Here is a 25269-nt window from a genome sequence, read left to right on the forward strand (position 1 = left end):
GCGCGGAATAACCGCACTACGGTTCTACTGACATAAGGAAACGACGACCCTCCCCTCGAAGGCTAACACACTGAGGGGAGGGTTCTTTTAATAATACAAGATATGAACCTGTATCTGACCTTTTTCAAGACTTTCTTCAAGATAGGACTGTTCACCCTCGGTGGCGGATATGCCATGATTCCGATAATAGAGAAGGAAGTGGTGGACAACTACAAATGGATAAAGAGGGAAGACTTCATCGACATCATCGCCATAGCGCAGAGCTGTCCGGGAGTGCTAGCCATAAACATGAGCGTGTTTATCGGCTATAGGCTGAAGAAACTGCCCGGCGCCCTCGTGACGTGTCTTGCCACGGCACTGCCTTCGTTTATCATCATACTGCTCATCGCGATGTTCTTCCATCAGTTTGAACACAACAAGGTGGTGGAGGCGATGTTCCGCGGAATACGCCCTGCCGTGGTGGCTCTCATTGCCGCCCCTACATTCAAGCTGGCGAAGTCGGCTAACGTTACGCTTAACAACTGCTGGATTCCGATCGGATGCGCCTTGGCGATATACCTAATGGGAATATCACCGATATTGATAATACTGCTCGCCGGAATATGCGGATATGTCTACGGACAATATATCAAGCCCACGGAATAAAAATAATATTATGCTATACCTGAAACTATTCATAACGTTCTTCCAGATAGGACTCTTCGGATTTGGCGGCGGCTACGGTATGCTGTCGCTGATACAGACGGAGGTGGTACACAACCATCACTGGCTCACGACAGCGGAGTTTACCGACATCGTGGCGATAAGCCAGATGACACCGGGACCGGTGGGAATAAACTCGGCTACCTACTGCGGATACACGGCGGCTCACAATGCCGGATACGGCGAGGGAATGTCGGTGCTCGGAAGCGTAACGGCAACGACGGCTCTGGTATTGCCGTCGCTGATACTGATGATACTGATAGCGAAGATGTTTCTGAAATATATGAGCACCACTCCCGTGCAGAGCGTGCTCAGCGGACTGCGTCCTGCCGTGGTGGGACTGCTCGGCGCTGCCACATTGCTGCTGCTGTCGAAAGAGAATTTCAGCACTCCCGACATCAACCCATGGCAGTTCGGCATCAGCTGCTTCCTGTTCATCGCCACTTTCATTGGCACATACTTCATGAAGATAAACCCGATAAAGATGATAGTATATGCAGCTTTTGCAGGACTGGTGCTGCTGTATTAACCCCAATCGGTCATTAGGGCTTTGTCTGATGACCGATTCGGGTTTACTATTGTCCGCCTCCGGCTATAGCTTTATCACCATAGCCAGACCATCGGGCGACACACCAATCTGCACCTTCTGTTCATCGTCGGCTGGCACCACGCCATCAACCTTCTTTTTTTTCTTTCCGGCAATCTTCTCCACTATCCAATAGCCAGCCTCAGCAGAGAGGAAACCGATGGCTGCTCCTGCCGCCACGTCTCCCCAACGATGACGGTTGCGACGCACGCGGTCTACTGCCGTTGCCGTAGCCACTGCATATCCTGCAACGCTGATCCAGGGACTCACCTTTCCATATTCCTTATGCAGCACCGTAGCGCCACAGAAAGCCACTGCCGTGTGACCAGAAGGGAAAGAACGGTTGTCTGTGCCGTCGGGACGGCGTGAGTGGATAGTATGCTTCAGAGCGTATGTCGTGCCGGCACAGAGAAGAAAAGTGGCTCCAGACTTATATATGCGCTGTTCCCACGAACTGCGGCTCGGCACGCCAGCCATCTTGAGGATAAACGAAGCTGCCATCGGAGTATATTGCAACACATCATCGATACCGTCGCCGTGGTATCTTTTGTTTTGTGCCGTAGCGCCAAGACAGACGCTGAAGGCAAAGAATAGTAAGATCAGTCTATTTTTCATGTCGGCAAAGGTAGTGCAAAAAACTGATTAAGCGAGAGAAATGGGAATTTATTCACATTTCCGAGCGAGAAGTTTTTATCCAAATCGAGAGCAATGCAAAATAAATTCATTAATTTTCATTGCCGGGATGCAGCCTACCTTATCTAAAGGTAATCCAAAAAACTGATTAAACGAGAGAAATGGGAATTTATTCACATTTCCGAGCGAGAAGTTTTTATCCAAATCGAGAGCAATGCAAAATAAATTCATTAATTTTCATTGCCGGGATGCTACATACCAATATATATGAATAAAATAAGCCCGGCACAATACCGGGCTCATTATTATAAAGAAGTTGATCAGATATTTATCTTACCACGATTTTCTTGCGCCAGTTCACCGACTATTAGCATAAACTCAGGTGACTGCGGCAGTATAATCTTTCTGTTGATTAAACTCAAAATACAAACAAGGTCTAATGACCGATTTGGATTAAAATTGGGCACGGTGCTTGCCCAACTGGGGCACGGTGCTTGCCCATCATGGGCACGGTGCTTGCCCCTGTTGGGCAGATTTGGTTCCCGATACCTGCCCATTTACGGAGTTCAGCCAACACATGCAATTCCATCCATCTGACAATTCCTCTCATCAGCAAACCATCCAGACAATTGCCTGACAATCGCATGACAGTCAACTATCTGTATGTCAGAATATTACAGCAGAAAACCAGACAATCTGACAGTTTTGACGATTTTCCATGATTTATTTGCAAATCTCAATTATTTTTCCGAATATTGCAAAAACAACCTTAATTCATATCGTTATGTAAAAACATAAATGAATATTTCACAGAGTCTGCCACACAATCTTCCAACGGCCGCAACCAGTACATGCGAGAAAGCATGTGCATCATAAAGAAGCCGAACGGAGAGGTGAAGACCTTCATCGTGGGCGACTCAATACTGATGAATGATAATCTGCTTGAACATTACTGATCATCACAAGCGGATGAGGGGAAAATAGAAATTTTCTGGCGCCACCGACAAACCCTGTGGAGTGCGTACAGTCGCTAACCCAAAACTGTTGCTAAACGGTACATGAAGAAAGGGATATCTCTAACTCCTTTCACCTGCGACCGGAAGCATTTGATCTTTGAGTTGAGTGACTCAGCTGATGCGTTTGTCTTTCGCCCATTAAAGTAGTTCAATATCTCATCCTCATAAAACTTGATAGTATCGCGTACGGACTTGATTTCACGTAGGGTGCATCGAGCAACTTTCTCATACCATTCTTCAAACTTCTCCTTTGCGGTTTCCTTAGTGAGTTTCTTGTTGCGGAATATGGCTCTGAGGGAACCCGTCAGGTTGTATGCCTGTTCCAGCTTTGGGTATAGCTCAAAGAGTATCTTGGCTCGCTTTTCTTGTGTTACACTCCATTTCTCACGGCTCATGGACAGTTGCTTACGACACCTCGTCAATGCCTCTACGAGTGTCTCTGCGTTTGCAAGCCTTGGAGGCTCAAAGCGGGTGTTCAGTCTCTTGGGCTTCCTGCCACGCCTGCTTTTCTTCCACTTCTTTCCGTGTTTCTCTTTCATTCTTTTTCGATAGGACTTTCTCTGCGCAGCCAGTCCTTCGAGATATTTGCGCCACTCAGCCTTCTGCCTGTTCAGTTCCTTTACTGCCTCTCGTTTCAGGTGCAGACGTATCTCCTCGCATCCTTCGCCGCCTCGTTTGACGACATGGAAGCAGTCACGGACAACTGTGGCTTTAGGGAATGCTTCTCTTGCGATGGCACGCATACAATCAGAAAGATCCATCGTGATGCTCTCAACCATTTCCCGCTTGTCCTCAGGAAGTTGCATGAGCACTCTCAGCACATCTGCAGGGTTTGTTCCCTTGACAACCGCAACGATTGCTCCCTTGCGACCATGGGCTTCCTTGTTGTGGACAATGGTGTACAACTCGCCTTGGAGGGAGGTCTCGTCTATGCCATGTTCCGTGCCAATGTTTTGCGGAAGCAGAATCCATTCGGAGGCATGCTTCTTCTGTTCCCACGTCTCGAAGTCACTCAGGGCGTCCTTGTATCTCTTCGCGAACGTGGCACCGTTAATCATGTATGTATAGCCTATCTGACGGGCGGTTACCGTCTCATTGTCCATCCGCCTTCTTTAAAAAAAGCGCGAAGTCTTTAGAGTATCGCGTGCCGGGATGCTTCAGCTATATCTTCCTGTCGAGATCCACAGACTTGGTTGTACCGTCTGGCATTGTCCAACGACGCCTGCGTACATGGAGGACTGTTTTCCTGTCACGTGTGGGAAAATCCAGAAGGCATGACTCTTCGCCAAAACCATCACTTACTGAACCTCTCATCTCAGGAGTGCGATTGTCACGTTCATCAAGATAAATGTGAAGCTCGGTTGTATACAGAACTTCGGTGTCCTGTGTCGGAACCTCAGCGAAATCAGTCACCTCAAAGTACTCCAAGACACCAGTAGGAAGGAAATATGAGGCAAGACCCTCATACATATTTATATTGCCGCTACGATTCATGACGCAAAGGTAAGAACTTTTCTCCAATCATGTACCGTTTAGCAACATGTTTTTGGGTTAGCGACTGTACGCACTCCACAGGGTTTGTCGGTTGCGCCGGATGTTTCTGCATTTTGATTTTTTCGGCAGAATTTTTATCTTACCACAATTATTATCTTACCACAATTTTTCTCCCTCTTATTATGTACACACCTCTAGGCAAAACTGCTTCCGGTCGTATGCCGTTGCCTATTGTGCCTACTTGTCGCCCTTGCAGGTCAAATACAGCCATGGAGGATGATGTATCTATGGCTATCCCTCTGATGGCATCTACCACGCCAGTAGTGTCGACACTGACTGTATCCGACATAGGCGATAAGCGGCTGTCGTAGAAGGCAATTATGCTGTAGGCATAAGCAGTATCAGGGTTAAGGTCGTTGACAGTGTAGCTCAGTACCGATCCATCTGCTGACGGTTGAGGTGCATGATCTCCATTCACAGTAGTACTAATGGTTCTCAGCAGATGGAAGTTGTCGGACATATAGCAAGCGTATACATCATCGAGGAGGATATATCCTCCTGTCACACCCTCAGAACGTGTTATCATGAATCGCAGGCTGTCCACTCCGTCGGTGAAAATATTCTTTGTCGACTTCATTTTCTGTTCTGATTCATACTGCCACAGATTGTTCCATGTATGATCTTTATAGCCATCAACACTGAGAATGAGTCCAGCCTTACTCTCATAATGCCAGAAACTTACGGAGTCGATCTTGTTTCCTGGAATAGAAACTATGAGCTGTGCGCTGTCGGCACGCAGTCGGATGGACGGAGCATCTTTGCCATAGTCCACATCATTGCGCCCCTGTTTGGCTGTTACCGACCATCCCTCGGGCAGTCCAGGCACAGAAGTCGTGAAGTTGTCGAAGCCAGTCCCCACCACTCCCTTCTTATCGTGGGTGCGAGTATAAATATTTATGTCGTACCTGTCAGCATCAGTCACCGGTTGCCACCTTGCTTTGAACGAGCGTCTTGTAACATCAGAAGGTTCGAGGGCAATGGGTTTCTGCTCCTCTATCTGCAGAGGTAGGGTAGTGAATGTGAGGCTCACGGTGTCGGAGTGCACGGTATTGAGCGTTGCTACCACACAAGCGGTGTATTCAGTCTGCGGCGTCAGATCAGTGAACATGGCACTACCTGGTTCTCTAGAAGAGATAGAGTCGACACGTTCGCAGCCCTTATAGAGCATTACGTTGTAGGCAGTAGCCAGATTGCTGGCAGTCCACGCCACCCTCGCTTTTGTGCCCATGATACTGTCAACGGCTATGGACGGCGACGGCAGACGGTAGTTGGAATTGGAAAGAATGAATGATGTCAGCCCTCCGGCATCCTCGTCTACCCAGTCGAAGCCGAAGACGGTAAGACCATTCCACTGAGTGAAACTGAAGTTTCTCACGTTAGCTGCCCCCGGGAAGGGATCAGTGGCAAGACCAGTGGCAGAAGGCGTGCGTCCTGCCTCCACGATATCCACGTGCTGGTGGTTCTGGTCGGCGTTGGGCTGGTTCTTGTCCCATAGGCTCTGGTTCTCGTCGATGTGCCAAACGAGCACGCCGTGGCCCGGCAGAAATTCATCCCACGATTTCTGCTGGCGGTTTTCGATGAGGAAATACTCGTTGCTCTTGCCCGGCACAGAGATGCGGTAGCTCAGTCCGTTGTCCTCATACGGTGACAGGGCGACCAGGGAGTCGATGGTAGCTGAAAGCAGCACAGGCGTAGTCCATCCGAGGCTGTATCGCTCGAAGGCAGAATAAGTAGGCGGACAGTTCTGGTCGTCGTTGTACGATCCGCTAGCCATGAGGTCCCAGTTGCCCACATTATTGGTATATCCATAAGCCGCCGTCGATCCATTGTTGTAGTGGTCGGCAAGTCCGAGCACGTGTCCGAACTCATGCACGAAGGTCCCTATGCCCACAGGAACTTTTGTTTGTCCGTTCACCTCTTGAGAAACAGTGTATCGGTCAATCTTCACACCGTCCTGGAAGAAAGACCGGTCTTGTCCTGAGCTCTGGGCGAGGTTGGAACTGTGGGGCCAGATGGTTCCAGAGTTGCCCGTGTCAGCCTGTCCGTAGCCGGCATAGATGCAGTAGACATTGTCGCATACACCGTCGCTGTCGGTATCAAAAGATTTGAAATCGATGTTGTAGAGACTGTCGGCAAGCGGTATTGCCTCTTGTATGAGCTTGTAGGTCAGCGCAGAGCCGTTGACGCCCGCATAATCGGAAGCCTTCCCGCTGACAGTGACAGGACCATATACCTTGAACTGCGGGTCGTATTTATCCTGCGAAGCGAAGCGGTAATAGTCGTAGACAGAGCCGCGTGCGCCATGCTCAGAAAATCCTTTTTCGTGGAAGAAGCGGTCGTAGTAGGCAGCAGGGTCGGTCATGACGCTGTTGTCTGTGAACTTCGCGTCGGAGAACTGAACCAGAATCACGCATACATCATGCTGTCCGAGAGTTGGCACGGAGCTGATGCGCACGATATGAGAAGGAGCCTTCGAGTTCAGCTTATTACCTTCTGTGTTTTTCAGTCTGCCATTCAGAGCCTTCGTGCGAGCCTCAGTCCATTCTTCATAGAAATGCTTCAAGGCAGCATCCTTGTCCACTCCGGCAAGCAATAGCCTTGCAGCATTATTACGATAAGTGGCCTCTGTGGCAGCCATACCGCTTGCCTTGAGGCCTTCGGAAGTCTCTGTGGCATACTCGTAGTTGTGGGATACAGGGTTGAAGATTAGCGGATAACCATCTGCTGTCACTGCCATGTGGGCGTATTCGTCGCCTATGAGCTGAATAGTAAGCTCAGTACCATCTGCCTGCTTAGCCTTCATCTTGCCCGGATAGGCAGGAACAGCCCGCATGGCTGCGGGTGCTAGCAGAAGCAATGAAGCAGTGAGAAATTTTATGAATGAATTCATATTATTATTCATGTTTTATTATTATTAATGCTGTCCGATAAAATTTCAGATATTCCGGGAAGGGTTTATTCCCACCCGCGAAACATGTGTTTATTCCACCCGCGAAATTGCATGTCCCGCGGTGAATCATTATTGGTTTTACACACATCGCCGCCCGAACCGCGGCAGCGGTGTGTGTTATGATCCACCGTGGGATTCAAATACGTTTATGGCGGGGTTTATTCCCGTCCGCGAAATTGCATGTCCCGCGGTGAATCATTATTGGTTTTACACACACCGCCACGGGCGGTTCGGGCGGGGATGAACCCCGCCCCTACGGTGGGTCGCCACGTGTTTTTTTTCTCAGCGGTTGTGCGATCCCCTCCCGCCAAACTGTAAAAGACAAAAGGGACCGTGGGCCCACATTCCTGTGAGTCCCCGATCCCTTAACTTGTTTAGTCCACAAGGAGTTACTTAGCCGCAACCTTCTGCACTTTGTGGAATCCATCAGCGTTGGCATTGAAAATGAATATACCACGAGGAGCATTCAGTCTCACGGTGTTCTTTCCAGCCTGGAGCTGTCCGCGGAAGACAAGTGCGCCGGCTGCATTGGCAACCGTGAGAGTGGCAGAGCGTGGGGAGGAAACCTCGTAGACGCCCTCGCAGACATACTTCACGCTAAAGTTGCTAGCCACGGCTTCGTCGATGCCATCAGTCCCGTCGCTATTGAATACGTCGGTGAGCACAGCATCAGAGTTTCCGCTTACGTATGCAGCCTTCACAGCCCAGCGATATTGCTTGCCCGAGATGACGGAGCTCCATCCGTTGTCGGTGTAGCTCGTGGCTGTGGTAGGCTCAGCGGTCAGTGCAGTCCACTTAGACTCGTCGCCCTCGTCGCCGGCAGTGATACGATACACGTAGTATCCCTGAACAGGATAGTTGTATGCGAGCATCGGGTGGCTTGCCACGGCTTTTGCCCTCTCGGCCGACTTCATAGGAGTGATGCCGCCGGCAATGGCAGCCTTGCCACCGATCTTCTCAGCATGGGCAATAGCAGGAGCCACTGCCTTTGTGGTGATATCAGCCTTTGAGAGATATGTATGGATGAGGATGTTGTAGTCGAAGTTGTTTACAGAGCTTCCAAGGTTTGACCATCCCGAACCAAAATTAGCCCAGTCGGCCTTGCCGGTCACAAGAGGTCCGGCGTCGATACCGAACGGAGAGCCTGTGCCATAGAACGTATATCCTATGAGGAGGTCTTCGTCTCCGCTCACATAGTACGGAGTGGTGAGCGTTACTGTGTTCCAAGCCGGCTTCTGTACGTTGTCGACAGGCTGAGAGTAGACCTCGTCCACAGTCCCGTTGTTGTTCACACGCCATATCTTTGCTTCCCACCTAGCGCCGTCGAGTACCGGGTTGTTGCCAGGATTGGTAGTGAAGAATGCTATTTTGGTAATGTCTAGATCCTTCATGCCCTTCTCCGTCTGGTCGGCAGTAGTGAAGAGTTGTGCTACGGAAGCAACGCCAGTAGAAGTGCCAAAGCCACCGTAAACCGAGTTGGTATCCCAGTAAGCCCATCCTTGCTTAGCAACGTAAGAGCCAGGAGCCAGCCAGCTGATAGTCATGGCGGAGTTGTCGGCAGCAGCCTCTGCGGTCAGTCCTGCCGGCACAGCCTTGATTTCGGCGAGCTGGAAGGAGAGAGTATCTCTGTCGGCAGTTATCTTGCGTACAATATTGATAGTATCGTAGCCTTCCTTAGCCAGGCTTATTTCGTATTCATTGCCCTTGGCAACCTCTGGCAGCACAATAGAGCCATCATCGCCAGCAGCGGCTTTGTAGCTGAGTGATCCCGAGTGCAGGCGCAGCACAGCCCCAGCGGCAGGAAGGTTATTGTTGGTAGTGATGTTGGCAGTGAGCAGAGTCACAGAGCCCTTAGCCATCTCCTTGCCGAGCGTAAAAGCCGATAGCGTATTGCCGAAGAATACGCTTCTCACGGCATAGCGGAAGGTAGTGTTGCCGGCAAGGTCTTTCCATGTCTTGTCGGTATATTCTGTCGACGAGACAGGCGAGGCGTTGAGCTTTGTCCACAATGTAGTGTCGGCAACGTCAGCTTCGTTCATACGATAGATATCATACTTCACGTTGTCAGCCAGTGCCTTTTCCGGATCCGTTATGTCGGTGATATGTGCGCGTACCATCCAGTTGCCATAGTTGGACACGTAGAACCATCCGTACTTATTATTCTTCTGATCCCAACCGTACATCAAACTGCCATAAGAATCGGAATATCCATGGTTGTCGATAGCCATAGGGAACTGTCCTGTGGCACCAGTGACGGCATATCCCACGACGTATGTTTTCGATGGATCGATCTTGATCGGGTTCTGCAGCTTCAGACTGTTCCACTTGCCCACTTCGTCTTCGGAGACAGCGTAATCCTGGCGGAACATCTGTACCGTCTGATCGGCATCGGGTCCTTCCCAGATGAGCGGTGAGTAGGTAGTGGCGGCATTGGCATAGAAATCGATGCGGTCGATATAGAAATCGTTGTAAGAATAAGGAGACAGCATGTCGGGTGTAATCATCTGGCCGCAGATATACTCAGTGCCAGGCTGGAAGCCATAAGCGTTGGACATGGTGTCGGTAGAGAGAGTCAGATAAGCCGTGTTTGCAGCAGAAGGAGCGGTCCAGCTGAGTCGAGCCTCGCTGATATAGTCGGTCGAGATGAGCGACTCCGGCGCCTTGCTGTGGAATGCGAGGTTCACAGTGTCGGCAGCCTCCTTGGTCATAACGGTTATATCCTTAGAGTAATAGTCGTAGAGCGGCTTGATAGCAGAGAGCTTGTAGTAAGTGAAACGCACATTATGGAATGTAGCCTTTCCATCTTTTACACTGCTCGTGTAAACCTTGTTGTCGCCTTCAAGACGCACGCTGGCTCCCTCGGCATCACCCTTGTCGGCATTGACGTTGACGGTAAGGGTAGCATAGTGGCCCTTGTCGACTCCGTCAGAGAATGTTGCGTCAGAGATTACTCCTTCGCCCCACTCGCTTGGATTGCCGTAGAAAGAGCGTACGGCATACCGGTATGTGGTGCTGTCGGCAGAGTTCCAGGTAGTGTCGTTGTAGCTGGTTGTTGTGACAGGCTCACTGTTGAGCTTAGTCCAATTCCATGTGCTGCTCTCCTCTCCGGCTTTCATGCGATAAACATTGTAGCCCTTTATGGCGTTCAGAGGTTCCAGCTTGGCAGGAGCCACAGGTCTAACGCTCTGGGGGAGTGTACGGACAGCATAGTGGGCAGAAGCCACCTGAGGCGCTGCTTGCAGCAGACGGCCGGCAACAGAGTCAACAGATATAGTGTTGAAGCTGTTTGTGAGTTTGGAAACATTAGCTGTGGTGTTAACCCAAGGCACTGCAGCAGAGTTGTTGTCGTTGCCCAGTGTGGCCTTGATGGCCCAGTTGTAATTCATAGAAGAAACAAGCTCGTGGGCAGTAGACCATTTATTGTTTGTCGGATCGAAAATCACATCTCCGCCGTCTACTAGCGGTCCTGCATCGATACCTACAGGGAAGGCACCAATGTTTGACTCCACGGTGTAGCCTATCACGAGGCTCTTTGTCGGGTCGATCTTATATGGTCTGGATAGGTTGACGGTAATCCATGCTCCGTATTTCTCTGGAGTGAAGTTCTCGTCATACACCTTTTCCTCGTTGCCATCTTCACCTTGCCATATAGATATCTTGAAGGCAGAGGATGACATAGGTACGAGGCTGAGCGACTTGACGTAGTAGAGGCTGTCGGCGCCAAGGGCTTGCAGCTCGGAAGCAGTGTATCGATGACCTATGGCCATTTCGTATGCTCCGCCAAACTGGCCGACGATATTGTCGGAAGCCTTTGTAAGGGAGATGTTCTCGATAGGTTTACGCCATGTGATAACGGCAGTGTCGCCCTTGTCAACGGCGTTCACGCTGTAGGGCGATGCCGTTGTCGGTGTGATGTTGATGTCGTATGAGGCAGTACTGTCATTGTCGGAATAGAACTGCAGAGAATATCCTCCATAATTATCGAAGAGCTGATATCCAGGTGCGGTGACCTTGATGGTGTAGTTCTTCTGTGCATATACGCCGCTGATGTTGTACTTGCCATCAGCGTCGGTAGTGGCAGTGAAGCTGTTGTCGCCTTTGATAGCGATCGTAGCACCTGCCACCGGAGTTGCATTGTCGGTGGCACTCGTCACAGTACCCGAGAGGGTTACGGCCTTGCACTTGCTCAACTGGAAGTCGGCAGTTGTAGTCTTGCCAGCATAGACATTTACGTAAGCGCTTTCGTCGGCATATCCTTTTGTCGTAGCTGTATAGTTGATGTCCCATGAGCGAGATGGCACATATTTAATAAAGTATTTGCCATCGTCATCAGTTGTGGCCTTGATGTTTTCGTAGCCGCTATAGTTGTCCCCACAAACTGTGACGCCAGAGAGCGGATTGCCATCAGTATCTGTCACGGTGCCGGCTAGAGAACCACAGTTGGACGGGTTGAAATAGAATATAGCATTAGGCACGTAACTGTAGAATGAGCCTTTGGTATTATCGAGGTTGTCGGGATCCTCCGGATAGCTTGCATCTGTAGACCATATACGGGAAGCCTCGAGACCGTATTCAGTGACGTAGGTACCCATGCCGTAGCCTTGCTGGAGGAAGAGAGTATTGTCAGCCGGACCCATTACGAGTACAGCAAGATTGCCTCCTGTGTAGCTGAACGGGTTGTCGAAACGGATAGTGAGGTCATAGCTTCCTGTTTTCATATCGATATTGCCGTCGAATACCTTTGTCATAGAGCCAGACTGAATCCATCCGGTGCTCATGCTCTCCTGTTCGGTATTGGCGAGATATATCTTGAATGGCACGTTGAGGAAGTCGCGCTCCATACCGAAGCGGACCTTGAACGATAGCGAGTCGATATTGCCTGCCATGCCTTGGAAGTCGCTGGAGCGATAGATGCTTTCGCTGATTATGCCTCCATTGTATGAGAAAGGTACGCTCCGGGATACTTCCGAGCCAGTGCCGATGGTCACTGCCCGGAGGCCTGTGCCCTGTACGTTTAGGTAGTCAGGCTCGGTCTCGTTGTCTGCAGAGCACTGGTCATTGTTCATGATTACCTTTCCTCTCACAGCAAACGAGCCTTCCACATCCGGTACTGTCCACGAAATATTGGTTGTATCTGTGGCACCGGCAGCAAGCGTGGCGGCGACGCTGGAGCTTCCGAGTACGTTGTTGTCGTTGTCGAGCAGCTGCACCGTGAAGTGGGATGCGTTCTTCGAGCCACGGTTTGTGTATGCCACGGCGGTGCTGATCTTGTCGCCAGCAGTGGGCGCCGTATTCAGATTGCTCAGTCCTGTAGCCTCGAGGTTGTTGTCAAACAGCTCTTCGATGCGGAAGTTGTCGAAGTAAACGTAGGTGGATGGCGTGTCGTGGAGCCACCAGGAGATGAAGTAGCGTCCTGACTTGCTCACCTGGAAAGTATCAGCCATCTGGGCATAACCACCCCCGGAAGTCACGTCGGAGTATGTCATGATAGTATTGGTCTGGGCGTCTTTTGTAGCAGCGGAACCATACGTGATGTCGAGAGAGAAAGATGAAAACGGGTTGCTGTTTACTAAGCACGATACCTTGTATTTCTTTCCGGCAACGAGTTCCACAGGAGGAGCATAGAGAGACTCGTCCTTATCCTTGCCGACATTCTGGCCATAGAAATGCCAGCCGATAGCCACCGCACTGTTGTAGCCGTTGGAATGGTCTACAGTGAAAGTGCTGCCGTCGGCATTGTTGTCCACAACCTGCCATGTGGCATAGGTAGTGCTGTCTTCCCAGTCCTGACGAATGGGCAGCGTAGCCGATTGACCGGCAAGCACACCCCGGGATGTGGCTGTGGCACCGAGACCCGAGTTGGTGCGAGTTGTTATCTGGTAGACGTAGTTGGCATAGTCGTCGATGTCGTCGTCTTCATATTGGCGGCTCGTGAGGTTGCTGGTCAGTACCTTGTTGCCCGGTTGCCGGACGACACGGTAGGAGATTCCGGCAGGATCAAACCAGCCCCCCTTCTGTCCGAACTGTGGCTGGTCCCAGTCGAGAGTAATAATGCCGGCATCAGCATCGTAATCCACAGAGAGATTCTCCGGGGCTCCCGGCTTGTCGACACCTATATATACCTGTTGGCGGAATTAATTTAGTGCATACTTAATTCTGCCAATGGGCTTGTCGTTAATGAAGTTTACGTATTGCAGAATGGTAAGTGCACTAATTTTGCCAATGATTCTGGCAAACAAACCATTCGTTATTTTCGCGTAGTTCCTGATGACCAGAAACTGGTCTGTAAGTTGTGAGAATATTGTCTCAATCCTCTTTCTTGCCTTTGCAAACGGGATGAATGTCGGTTTCCAGTCCTTTTGGTTGAGCCGATACGGACACTCCAGTCTTATGTGTGCGGTTTCGAACAAGTCAAGCTGTACGTCAGCTCCAATATACCCTTTGTCACCATAGATGCTACAGTCGTGATAAGTATGTTTTACATCCTTCATATAATGGAGGTCAGCCACACTTGCCTTTGACAGATCATAGGAATGGATAACTCCACTTAACCCACAGAGAGCGTGTAACTTATAACCAAAATAATACGTATTCTGCGAAGCACAGAAGCCGAAGTCGGGAGCTTGCGAGAAATTTCCGGTACGTCCCATCTTGCAACGTTTTCCTCTTGCAACCCTACAAACCTTTATCGGCTTGGAGTCAACAAAGAATTGTTCCTCTCCGCCATCCATTTCCATGGCAATCCTCTTGCGCAGTTCCTCACACAGGCCTGCCGTTTTCTTCCTGCGGTCATTGAACTGTCTCCTTGATATGAGATTGGGAATGTTGTCCTTGTATTCTTGCAATTTATAGTCGAACAACCACTTCTCACTATCAATGCTCTCGGTCTCTGCCGTCAAGGATAGCGCCACCACTTCCAAATCCGAAAACTTGGGAACAGGACCACGACGTGGAACATTACCCGATTCATTGACGAGATTTTCAGAGAATTGCTTGCATATCTCAAGTATTTTGACGAATTTTGTATAAAGGTTGTACATACGATGGTTTGAACTTAATGTTTTGAGCACCACTAAGTTACTAAAAATCAGCGATATGTACAACTTTTTACTCATATTTATCAACTTAAATTAATTCCGCCAACGGGTTATATATGTATTCACAGAGGCAGCATCGCCGTCGCCGGCAGTGTTGCCCACGAGTACGCTGTAGGTGTGCTTTCCTATTGTAGGCTTAGGATCAGTCCAGCTCATCTGCCTGCCAGGAAGCACACTGTCGGTGAGGACAACGGAATCCTTGCCGTCGATATATATCTTTGCATAGTTGAGGAAGTCGAGCTGCTCGCCTTTCTTGCTGTGAGTAGGGTTCTTCCATTTCAGCGACATTGCGGTATCGCCGTTTGCGCCCGGCACTTGTGTAAGACCGGTAGGAGCTGTTGGCAGGGCATTGTTGCTCACAGCTTCCACCTTTATGTCGTCTATCGTAGCACTGTAGCTCAGGGCCGTTTCGTTGTGCCGATAAGGCGTATTGTCGAAGAATGCAAGATAGTATGTTCCGTCGGAAGGTATTTCCACGTCAGCACTGAAGTTGTCGGTGATAGACGACTCCTTGACGATGTCGATCACCTTGATGCGCCCTGTCACGGTGTCGGTGGGCGAGGTGAGCAGGTAAACATGATGCACCGGAGCAAACCAGCACTGGAACCAGAAGGAAATTCTGTAGGTCATGCCCCCCTTGAGGCTCAGCCCGGGAGATATGAGCCACGTGTTGAGGCCTACTGCATGATTCTGATACACCACGGCAGCACCCTTGTAGTCGGGACCTCCCCACTGATAATGCTGCCATACATCCTGATCGCTGGAGGAGAGCCATGTCTGGTTGTCGATCTGCGACCACTCTTTCCACTTTACAGTGTCATTGAAATTCTCATTGTAGGGGATGCTCTTCGCCTCCGCCTTCAATGGTTTAGCCTTGGCTATCGTCTGCTTGGGCGATGCCAGCATCTTCTGCTGTATTGCCAGAGCACTCTGAGCCTGCAGCCCTATAGGCAATGAAGCTAAGAGTACGACGACTAAAGCTAGGAAATGAATAATTTTTCTCATAAGCTTTGATTGATTTGTGAGAAATGTAATGAAATTTTATAAAACCTAATGCAAAGTTAATCAGATTAATACTTATTCCACCATTTTATGAATTGATATGCTTATAATTTCAAGAAAATAAAGAAAAAAAGCTCTTAATAGTCAATAAAATTGTATCTTTGCAGCATGACTTCAGCTCATTCATACTCATATTGTCTATCATTGGTATCATCGCGCCGGTACATGTATGCGATGCTCCTTATGTTGGCGTTGATACCATCATGTATGTTTGGACTTGACAGGAAGCCGGGGGACGGAGTGCGCCTGAAGGCTGAGGCTGACAAGTATTTTGCCAACGAACAGTTTTCAGAGGCCCTCACTCTCTACACACAGGCGCTGGAGGCGGCACAGACCGACGGCGATATCAATACGCAGCTGAAGAGTCTTGGTAATATAGCCAATGTGTATGCGTTCATGGGCGATTTCGACAAGGCACACTATTATTTCAAGAAAGTATACAACATGGCGACTGAAAGCCACACGATGGAGACTCAGCTGAAGGTGGCTATCAATCTTACACAGGTTTGTTGCCTTAAGGGTGACCCGGCAGAGGCGCGCCGATGGTATAAGATACAGATGAGCCTGCCATACCGTGCCACTCCGCTATACCGCTATTACGCCCTGGCAAACAAAAGCCTGATAGCGAAGACAGAGGGCAGCTTTGCACCGGCGCTGTTCTATCAGCAGCAGGCACTGCAGCTCGTGGACGACGAGAATCTGGGACCGCGCTATCAGACCCTTGTACATCAGGAAATGGCTAACATACTCTACCGTCAGAAGCAATATGCCCCATCGATAGAAGAATACAAGAAGAGCTACGAGATAGCTTACAAAAATAATGACATCTCGGGCGAAATATCCATCTGCCAGGACCTATTTGTCTTATACCGATATCTGGGTGACTCTGCGAGCGCAGACCAATACAAGAAACGGTATCTTGAGCTCAACGATTCGCTCTTCGGTCGTCAGCGCATGAATGCTGCGCTCAACGGGCTCTTCGACTATGAAAATCGGCAAAACGATGCTATAATCGGTGGACTTACGCGACGTAATCAGTGGCTTACCGGATCCATACTCGTTTTCCTGCTCTTCTCGATTATCGTCGGAGTACTATATGCAAAGTTGCGTAGGCGCACACGTCGGCTTCTGGAATCGCAGAGACTGCTCGTGGCAAAGAATGAGGAGCTGACAAGGCAGAACGATAATGCCCAACAACTGCGCAATCAATACCTACAGGTTGTGGAGCATTCTCAGACGGTGAAGCCTGTCACCGCACAAGCAGTCAAGCCGGATAATGCTGAGGCTTCTGGGGATGTCCCGGCAGAAGGTTCATCAAGCGTAGATACTACGCACGACATGGGATTGAGCGAGGAGCAGGTCACCAGATTGCTTGAAAAGGTAAACAGTGTGCTGGAAGACGTGAGCGTGATAAGCCGGGACGATTTCAGTCTTGCAATGTTGGCTAAAATGGTAGGGTCAAATACGAAGTATGTTTCCATGGTAATCAATGATACTTACGGCAAAAACTTCAAAACCTATCTCAATGAGTTCCGCATCCGTGAGGCTTGCCGACGTCTCAGCGATACCAAGCATTATGGCAATATGACGATACAGGCTATCTATGAGGAACTTGGCTACAAGACAGCCTCCAGCTTTGTCAAAGCTTTCCGCAAAATAAATGGTATGACGCCTTCGCAATACCAAAAACTCAAAAGTCAGTTGGCAGAATAAAAAGTTAAGATGCTGTTTTATTCTTGACAGTCGCCCCGTGTCCACCTTGCGTATTTATAATGTCTGTGTCAATGTGGAATATGCTCATCCACCGTGTTATGTCTATTCTTTGTTGCATCAGAAAGGCTGACCATGATTTTCCTACAATCTTTAGGTAGTAAAACGTCTTTTTTGAACCCTTAGCCGTTTTAGACAGTCTTCGTTGAAATGATTTTCCTACAATCTTAAAGTGGTAAACGCCTATGCCTGTACTCATTCCTCTTGAGGGAACAAACCTTGGATTTCATCCTTCGTTGTCTCGCATGACAGGGATCAAGCTCCTTGTCTCTGCTCATTTATTTATATATGCTCGGTAAATGTACGACAATGCTCGTTATCTTATCAACGTACATCATCGTACATTGTACATACAACGAAAACGTTCAATCTATGTGTCCTCCAACCACCATCCACGGAAAATATCCGCTGTGCCAATTTTCTGTTTATTCTCTAAATAAATATACACTTTGAAAGCAATAATGTTTACATTAGTATTAAATAGTCATTAATTTACAAGTTTTTCAAACAACTTATCATTTAAAATACCTATTTTTGTAGTAGTTTTCTTATCAACTTAAAATATATGATCCTAAAATCCGCAACTATCATCCAATACACGATTAAGGGTAGATTTATGAGTCGTTAGTAGCAGCTTTCAGTAAAAAGCAACAGCACAACATCAATATGTAGCCACCATCCCCTTACCCCACGATGCGACTTGAGGTAATACGCAGATTCAAACCGGAAAGAAAGGATTCTTATCCGAATTCTGTTTTGAAGGGTTTTGCATAAGCTCGGTTCTCTGTGTAGATATTCAGCACGTATTGCCTTGCAGTCATGATCCACTTGGCAGGTACGGAGATGAATCTGAAGACAAAAGCCTTTATGCGACTCGTTTTCTTGAGCCCAAAAGCCTTGGTGTCAAGCCTGCTCATGATGGTCTTGTAGAAATTGTGTATCAATGCAGTAAGCAGAAGAAAGACAGTATTCTCCGCCATGAATGACTTGGGGAGCCTGCTCCAACCGAATCCGTTGTTCATGTCGTCAAAGATACGTTCCTTGCCGCCACGCAGATTGTAGAATTCAACAATGTCCCTTGTCGATGACTTGTAATCGTTGGTCAGAATACAACGGTAAGTGTATTCGCCTTCCCACAGGTCAAGGTCGCCACTGTTGCGTCTTTGTCTCTGGATGACAAGACGATAGCACTTGCCTTCCCATTTCTCAACGAGAATGGAATTGAGTTCGAACTGGATGCCGTTAATCTCCTCCGTCTTCCATCCTCTCAGAGCAAAGATGTCATTGTAGAGCGAACTGCATCGGTTGGCACGGATGTAGAAATGTTTGCAATGCTTCTCTATCTCACTGACGATTTCCTTCGAGCAGGAACCGCAGTCTGCCCTGAAGCGATTTACACGGATGTTCTGGGATTCCAGAAGAGCGAAGAATCTCTTATGGGTGTCTGCCTGATGAAAACGCACATTCGTGTTACCATCGCTGTTCTCGATATAGACTATCTTGTCACCGATAACATATACGCCAGGCCTGTAGCCGAGGAACTTTTTGTAGGTCGGTTTTGCATCATACTTCTCCGTTTCAAGGAACTGATGGTCAAAGTCAACATCGTATTCCTCAATTTCCTTCAACTCGCCTGTAGAAACCAAAGCGTTTATAAGCAATGTGTTGAGTTTGTCTGCAGTATTGAAATCATAGGTCTTGCCTTGGTCGGAAGTATAGGAGATGTTTTCCTGTGTCAGTTCCTTGATGGCTCTGAGGATGGTATCAGAGCTGCATGTACGAAGGGTAGGATGATACGAGAGATGGCGCATCAGTTGTGACGTTACATCTTCCACGCATGAGCCGCCACAGAAATAAACGCTCATCAGCGAACGGACTATCTCGCTGAACTGATATCCGAAGATACTGCTGCATCTCTGACCCAGTGTTGAGTCGATAACGGGTGAAAGCATGGAGTCAAATTTCTCCATGATTGAAAAAATTCCTCCAAAAGGTGTGAGTTTCTCAGATTTAATTTGTATTTTTGCCATGTCATATTAGAGTTTTGCTTGTTTTCTTTTTGCAACACTAAGATAAGTGAAAATTCTGACATGGCAAAATCCTGGGCAACTTTTTGTTGCTCAGGAACTTATAAATAAAGTTAAATTATAGTGTTGCGGAATTAAGGATGATGTTATGACTACTACCAGGGAAAATATCAGTGGAGTGATCAAGGTATTGGATGAATACATGATTCGCTCGGGAAAGGAAGAGATTAATGAAATGGAGGCTAACCGCGAACTTGCCAAAGCCGGACTGCTTGCCGACGAACAGGCTCACCCGGGAAGACCACTCAGAGAATGGCTTCGCAAACTGCGCGACTCCAACATCCTGCCTCAGAACATTAGGCAGAAATGTGGTGCTTGGACGATAAGGATTTCGAGCACGATAGCCAAAAAGCCTACCATCGCCGGACTGTTCGGCTGACTGAATACAAATCGCCCCATCTTGAATGGCCATCGGTAAGACGAGGACCTATACAAGATGGGGCGAATTGTATCAATTAAGCTCCGCAACATATTGTAATACGGAGAGAGAGAGTATCAGCTCTTCTTCGGACGACGGCGTGCCCATCCCTCTTCAGAGAAGTCCGGCTCTTCGCCTACGAGCTTCACATCGTCTTGACGGAAGAACTGGCGCCAGTCGCTTTCATTGCCGTTGTCATTGAAACCACCGTTGTCCGCCTTGTTGTTCTTACGCTTCGATTTCTTCTCAAACTTACCGAAATCATCGTTTTCATCGTGTTTTTTCCTGCCTCTTGCGGTGCGGTCGGATGATTTTCCTGCCAGTCCTCGCGAGCCGCGTCCCGACTGCTTGCCGGCTGGGCGTCCGGTATCGTCAGCGTCATTACAGCGCACGCTGCGTCCCTTGTATGTAGTGCCGTCGATGGCACGCATCACCTTGGTGGCATCCTTCTCAGGCACCTCGATGTAGCAGATGCGGTCGAGCAGGTCGATATGTCCCACTTCCTGACGGCCCTTGATATTGCGGTTGAGGAACTGCATTATCTCTCCAGGATAGAAACCGTCGGTCTTGCCGAGATTGATGAAGAGTTTCTGGTATCCCGGCTCCGCCTTGTGTGGCTCGCGCTTGCCGCCTTCGCCGCGCTTACGGGTAGAGCGTTCCTTGCGGTCGCCACGGGATGATGCCGACGGCGGAAGAATCTCTGGAGCATCAGCATAATAGGCAAGGAACTTGCCGAACTCCATGCTGACGATCTTCTTTATTATATCCTCCTTGTCGACATATTCAAAGTAGCGGTTGATGTCTGCCATGAACGGTTCAATCTCCTCCTCATTCACGTCGGCCTTCACTATCTGGTCCATCACCTTATAGAGCTGCTTCTTGCATATCTCCTCGGCTGTAGGAATCTTTCCCTCCACGAAATCTTTCTGTATCACCTTCTCTATGGCACGCATCTTTCCGCGCTCACGGGTGTGTACGATGGCTATCGAAGTGCCGTTCTTGCCGGCTCTTCCCGTTCGTCCGCTTCGGTGGGTATAGCTCTCGATATCATCGGGCAGTCCGTAGTTTATGACGTGTGTCAGGTCGTCGACGTCGAGTCCGCGGGCTGCCACGTCGGTAGCCACGAGCAACTGCGTGAGGTGCTGACGGAACTTCTGCATCGTCAGGTCGCGCTGCTGCTGCGACAGGTCGCCATGCAGCGATTCGGCGTTGTATCCGTCGTGTATCAGTTTGTCGGCAATCTCCTGGGTCTCTTTCTTCGTGCGGCAGAAGATGATGGCGTAGATCTTGGGATAGTAGTCCACGATACGCTTCAGAGCGAGATATTTGTCCTTGGCGTTTACCATATAGTATATGTGGTTCACGTGTTCGGCTCCCTCGTTGCGGCTTCCCACCACGATTTCCTTGGCGTCGTGGAGATAGTTCTGGGCTATCTTCTCTATCTCCTTGCTCATGGTGGCAGAGAAGAGCAGCGTGTTGCGGTCGCCCGACTCCATGCCGTCGAAAATTTCATTTATGCTCTCAGAGAATCCCATGTTCAACATCTCGTCTGCCTCGTCGAGCACCACGTTCTTCACGTTGTCGAGCTTCGCCGCACCGCGGTTCATCAGGTCGATAAGTCGTCCCGGAGTGGCAACGATCACCTGTGCGCCGTGTCTGAGCGAGTGTATCTGGTTTTGTATCGACGTGCCTCCATACACCGGCACCACGTTGAGTCCGCCGATATATTTGCCGAAGTCATTCAGGTCGTCGGAAATCTGCAGGCATAGTTCGCGTGTCGGCGACAGGATGAGCGCCTGTGTGGAACGGTCGGATGGATCTATCTTCTGCAACACAGGTATACCGTATGCTGCCGTCTTGCCCGTTCCGGTCTGGGCGAGGGCGACGACGTCGTTTTTGTTTCCAAGCAAATAGGGGATCACTTCTTCCTGTACTGGCATGGGCGATTCAAAGCCCAGTTCTGCGATGGCGCGGCGAATCTCTTCGCTGACACCAAGTTCTTCAAATGTCTTCAAATTAAATACGTATTTATGATTTGGCTTGCCCAAAATGTGGCAGCCCTTTGGAATTCGGGTGCTAAGTTACTAATAATTTGCGAATTACGCATCGTTTAGATACGGCAAAGATTGGATATTAGTTGAAAAACGCTAAATTATTGACTTATATGGCGCTTATTTATAAGGAAATGGTTATTTTTGCAGTTATGATTAAAATTAAGATAATAAACAAGGGACATCACCCACTGCCCGAATATGCCACGCCTCTGAGCGCAGGCATGGACCTGAGAGCAAACATCGACGAACCGATAACGCTGAAGCCGATGCAGCGGATGCTGATTCCTACAGCGCTGTATATGGCGCTGCCGGCTGGCTACGAGGCACAGATAAGACCGAGAAGCGGACTGGCTCTGAAGCATGGCATCACGGTGCTCAACACTCCGGGAACTATCGACGCGGACTACCGCGGCGAACTGAAGGTGCTGCTCGTGAACTTCTCCGACACCGACTTCATCGTGAACGATGGCGAGAGAATCGCACAGATGATTATCGCAAAGCACGAAAACGCTGATTTCATCGAAGTGGAGGAACTTGACGACACTGAAAGGGGAACCGGCGGATACGGACACACGGGAGTAAAATGACAATATCAAGACATACCACATTGATTACGATGGCGGCATTGCTGGGCGTTGCCACGCTCATAGGCTGCGGCACGGGGCGTACTGCCTCGGGCAACAAGACCATTGTCGCTGAAAACAGGACAAGCGACAAGGAGGCAAGCACACCATCCGCCGACACTTGTCTCAACACGAAACTGCGACTGCGCTACTTCTATGAGGAAGCGGCAAAGCAGCAGGCGCTCGGAAACTACGACGATGCCTACATGCTGCTGCTCCACTGCAAGAGAATAGACCCCAATGCGGCAGAGGTGCATTATGCACTGTCTAACTACGACGAGTCGCTGAACTCCAAGGAGATGGCTATCGCCGACATCAAAAGGGCGGCTGAGCTGAACCCCGACAACAACACATATCTGGAGAGGCTCGCCATGACATACATTAGCACCAAGGACTACGACAACGCGATAAAGTCTTACGAAAAGCTGTATACCGCCAACCCTGACCGCACGGAGGTGCTGGAAATTCTCCTCAAGCTCTATAACGAGAAGAAGAACTACTCCAAGATGATAAACACGATGGAGAGGATGGAGCTTGCCGACGGCGAGAGCGAAAAGACGGTGCTCACCAAGATGCACATCTATTCCATGCAGGGAAAGACGAAGGAGGAATACAACACGCTGCGCAAATTCGTGGACCGATACCCTAACGACTTGTCGTATCAGGTGATGACAGCCAACTGGCTCCTGCAACACGACAAGAAGAAGCAGGCTCTCTCGATACTGGAAAAGGTATTGAAAGAGGAACCGGAAAATGAACTGGCAAAGCTATCGATGGTGGACTACTACAGGGCTGAAAAGCTCGATTCCATCGCAAATATCACAGAAGAGGAACTGCTTGTTTCTCCACAGACCGCCACGGACACGAAGGTAACGATACTGAGGAATATAATATCTAAGAGTGAGGATGCCGGCGGCGACAGCACCAAAATCCTGAACATCTTCAACAGACTGCTCTCCCAGAAACAGAAAGACACGAAAATAGCCGAGATCTATGCTGCCTACGTGTCGCTGAAGAAGATGCCACAAGACAGTCTGGTGTCGGCGCTGAACAGGATTCTCGAAATCGAACCTGACAACAAGGGGGCGAGAATAGAACTCATACGCACGCTATGGGACAAGGAGGACAAGGACGAACTGATAAAGATCTGCAAACCGGCAGTGGAATATTGTCCCGATGAAATGGTGTTTTATTATTTCCTCGGCTTCGCATACATACAGAAGGAGGAGGACGAAAAGGCTCTCGACATATTCAGAAAGGGTGTGGCACAAGCCACCGACACAAGCGAACCGTCAATCGTGTCTGACATGTATGAATATATAGGAAACATCCTGCACGAGAAGGGTGACACCGACGGTGCCTATGCCGCATTCGACAGTTGTCTGCAATGGAAGGAAGACAATGTGGAATGCCTCAACAACTATGCCTATTACATCAGCGTGAGCGGAGGCGACCTCTCAAAGGCGGAGCACATGAGCTACAAGACGGTGAAGGCGGAACCTACAAACAGTACGTTCCTCGACACCTATGCCTGGGTGCTCTTCTGCATGGAGAGATATGCCGAAGCGCAGATTTACATCGAACAGGCGATTGCCAACGACACCACAAACAGCGATGTGCTGCTCGACCATGCCGGTGACATATATATAAAGCTCGGCGAGACGGACAAGGCTATAGAAATGTGGAAAAAGGCAATAAGTGCCGGAGGCGATGCGCAAGCGATAGAACAAAAGATCAGATACAAGAAATATATCCCAACGGAAAAATGAGAAAATACGGTAAATTCACAATCCTCGGTGCGGCATTGACAATAGCCGCACTCACCACATCATGCGGAACGAAGAAGGCTGTCACCAATGACGGCGCTGATATAAGGAACACTACGGCAACCGTCGCCGGCAACTCCCACGGCAAGAACGCCAAGAGCGAAAGGGCGATGGAAACGGCAAAGATGGACTTCCTGAGAAAGGTGACCGACAATGCGGCATACGCCAGGAATATCGTGTCGAAGATAAAGTTCACCATGAACACGGGCAGCAAGGACATCACCGTGGCCGGGTCGCTACACATGAGAAAGGACGAGGTGATAAGAATACAACTCACTCCATTCGGCATCATGGAGGCAGGAAGACTGGAATTCACCAAAGACTACGTGCTTCTCGTGGACAGAATACACAAGGAATACGTGAAAACCTCGTATGACAGCGTGGATTTCCTTCAGCGCAACGGACTCGACTTCTATGCGCTGCAGGCATTGTTCTGGAACCAGCTTTTCGTGCCTGGAACGCAAAAAACAACGGATTCATCGCTGAAAAACTTCAACGTGACGCTCAATGTCGGGGCTTCCAACAGCAACCATGTGGCGCTCGCCTACAACAAGATGTCATACGAATGGACTGCCGACCCGAACACGGCTCTCATCAATTCGGTGAAGGCGAATTATAACGCCAACAAAAGCGATGCAGCATCGGTGACATGCAGATATTCTAACTTCAAGCCACTCGGTACAAAGAAATTCCCTACCGACATCCTCCTGACAATGAGCACCAAGGCGGTGCGCAACGCCAACAAGATGTCGCTCCGTCTGCAACTCAACTCTCTGGACACCGACGACAAATGGGAGGCAAAAACAACGGTTTCATCGAAATACAAGCAGGTGAGCGTTGAGGATATCATGAACCAGCTGAGCGGACTGTAGGAGGATTGGATAAACAAAA

Annotated in this window: 16 protein-coding genes; 7 read left to right on the top strand and 9 right to left on the bottom strand. The window is 49.3% G+C overall.

From position 1 onward, the window contains the following. The first annotated feature begins 102 nt into the window (after window positions 1-102). Together ACDC99_RS09970 and ACDC99_RS09975 are read left to right on the top strand one after the other, a co-directional pair. The gene (locus ACDC99_RS09970; protein ID WP_022316856.1) at window positions 103-645 is read left to right on the top strand and encodes a chromate transporter; all 543 of its coding nucleotides are present in this window, start codon (window positions 103-105) and stop codon (window positions 643-645) included. A 10-nt stretch (window positions 646-655) separates the two neighbouring features. Further along, window positions 656-1231: a chromate transporter gene (locus ACDC99_RS09975; RefSeq protein WP_044064606.1), complete on the top strand. Its 576-nt coding sequence runs from the start codon at window positions 656-658 to the stop codon at window positions 1229-1231. Between the two features lie 63 nt (window positions 1232-1294). On the opposite strand, the gene ACDC99_RS09980 is transcribed toward ACDC99_RS09975, so the two are convergent. From ACDC99_RS09980 to ACDC99_RS10010, 7 genes are all read right to left on the bottom strand, one after another. Next, window positions 1295-1903, bottom strand: a complete 609-nt coding sequence (locus ACDC99_RS09980; RefSeq protein WP_370756676.1) for a phosphatase PAP2 family protein — start codon at window positions 1901-1903, stop codon at window positions 1295-1297. A gap of 1048 nt (window positions 1904-2951) precedes the next feature. Beyond that, window positions 2952-4040, bottom strand: coding sequence for a transposase (locus tag ACDC99_RS09985; RefSeq protein ID WP_370756677.1), 1089 nt, complete (start codon window positions 4038-4040; stop codon window positions 2952-2954). A 58-nt stretch (window positions 4041-4098) separates the two neighbouring features. Continuing rightward, window positions 4099-4431: an ISAon1 family transposase N-terminal region protein gene (locus ACDC99_RS09990; RefSeq protein WP_370756678.1), complete on the bottom strand. Its 333-nt coding sequence runs from the start codon at window positions 4429-4431 to the stop codon at window positions 4099-4101. Between the two features lie 151 nt (window positions 4432-4582). After that, a complete protein-coding gene (locus tag ACDC99_RS09995; RefSeq protein WP_288762139.1) occupies window positions 4583-7381 on the bottom strand; it encodes a M6 family metalloprotease domain-containing protein in 2799 nt (932 codons plus the stop codon). Window positions 7382-7830: 449 nt separating this feature from the next. Then, a complete protein-coding gene (locus tag ACDC99_RS10000) occupies window positions 7831-13518 on the bottom strand; it encodes a carboxypeptidase regulatory-like domain-containing protein (RefSeq protein WP_370756679.1) in 5688 nt (1895 codons plus the stop codon). Between the two features lie 57 nt (window positions 13519-13575). Next, window positions 13576-14556, bottom strand: coding sequence for an IS982 family transposase (locus tag ACDC99_RS10005; protein ID WP_370755793.1), 981 nt, complete (start codon window positions 14554-14556; stop codon window positions 13576-13578). Window positions 14557-14571: 15 nt separating this feature from the next. Next, complete coding sequence (locus ACDC99_RS10010; protein WP_370756680.1) at window positions 14572-15543, bottom strand: choice-of-anchor J domain-containing protein; 972 nt, start codon at window positions 15541-15543, stop codon at window positions 14572-14574. A gap of 264 nt (window positions 15544-15807) precedes the next feature. Here ACDC99_RS10010 and ACDC99_RS10015 point away from each other — a divergent pair, with 264 nt between their 5' ends. Next, on the top strand, window positions 15808-17313 hold the full coding sequence (locus ACDC99_RS10015; RefSeq protein ID WP_370756681.1) for a tetratricopeptide repeat protein: 1506 nt from the start codon (window positions 15808-15810) through the stop codon (window positions 17311-17313). Window positions 17314-18110: 797 nt separating this feature from the next. On the opposite strand, the gene ACDC99_RS10020 is transcribed toward ACDC99_RS10015, so the two are convergent. Then, a complete protein-coding gene (locus ACDC99_RS10020; protein WP_005814044.1) occupies window positions 18111-19400 on the bottom strand; it encodes an IS1380-like element IS612 family transposase in 1290 nt (429 codons plus the stop codon). A 145-nt stretch (window positions 19401-19545) separates the two neighbouring features. Here ACDC99_RS10020 and ACDC99_RS10025 point away from each other — a divergent pair, with 145 nt between their 5' ends. Next, window positions 19546-19836 (top strand): hypothetical protein, encoded by a 291-nt coding sequence (locus ACDC99_RS10025; protein ID WP_044080349.1) that lies wholly within the window; start codon window positions 19546-19548, stop codon window positions 19834-19836. Between the two features lie 116 nt (window positions 19837-19952). Here the strand turns inward: ACDC99_RS10025 and ACDC99_RS10030 are convergent, their stop codons facing one another. Continuing rightward, complete coding sequence (locus ACDC99_RS10030; protein WP_288771880.1) at window positions 19953-21890, bottom strand: DEAD/DEAH box helicase; 1938 nt, start codon at window positions 21888-21890, stop codon at window positions 19953-19955. 188 nt (window positions 21891-22078) lie between these two features. On the opposite strand from ACDC99_RS10030, the gene dut reads away from it, so the two are divergent. The 3 genes from dut to lolB1 are packed head-to-tail and all read left to right on the top strand — an operon-like array spanning window position 22079 to window position 25250. After that, a complete protein-coding gene (gene dut, locus ACDC99_RS10035; RefSeq protein WP_044072900.1) occupies window positions 22079-22516 on the top strand; it encodes a dUTP diphosphatase in 438 nt (145 codons plus the stop codon). Continuing rightward, complete coding sequence (locus tag ACDC99_RS10040) at window positions 22513-24321, top strand: tetratricopeptide repeat protein (protein WP_370756682.1); 1809 nt, start codon at window positions 22513-22515, stop codon at window positions 24319-24321. Before dut ends, ACDC99_RS10040 begins: the two co-directional genes overlap by 4 nt. Continuing rightward, window positions 24318-25250 carry a lipoprotein insertase outer membrane protein LolB1 gene (lolB1, locus tag ACDC99_RS10045; protein ID WP_370756683.1) on the top strand — a complete coding sequence of 311 codons (933 nt, stop codon included), beginning with the start codon at window positions 24318-24320 and terminating at the stop codon, window positions 25248-25250. Before ACDC99_RS10040 ends, lolB1 begins: the two co-directional genes overlap by 4 nt. Window positions 25251-25269: the final 19 nt, after the last annotated feature.

Origin of the sequence: Prevotella pectinovora, from assembly GCF_041323955.1 — a bacterium.
Lineage (GTDB): Bacteria > Bacteroidota > Bacteroidia > Bacteroidales > Bacteroidaceae > Prevotella > Prevotella pectinovora.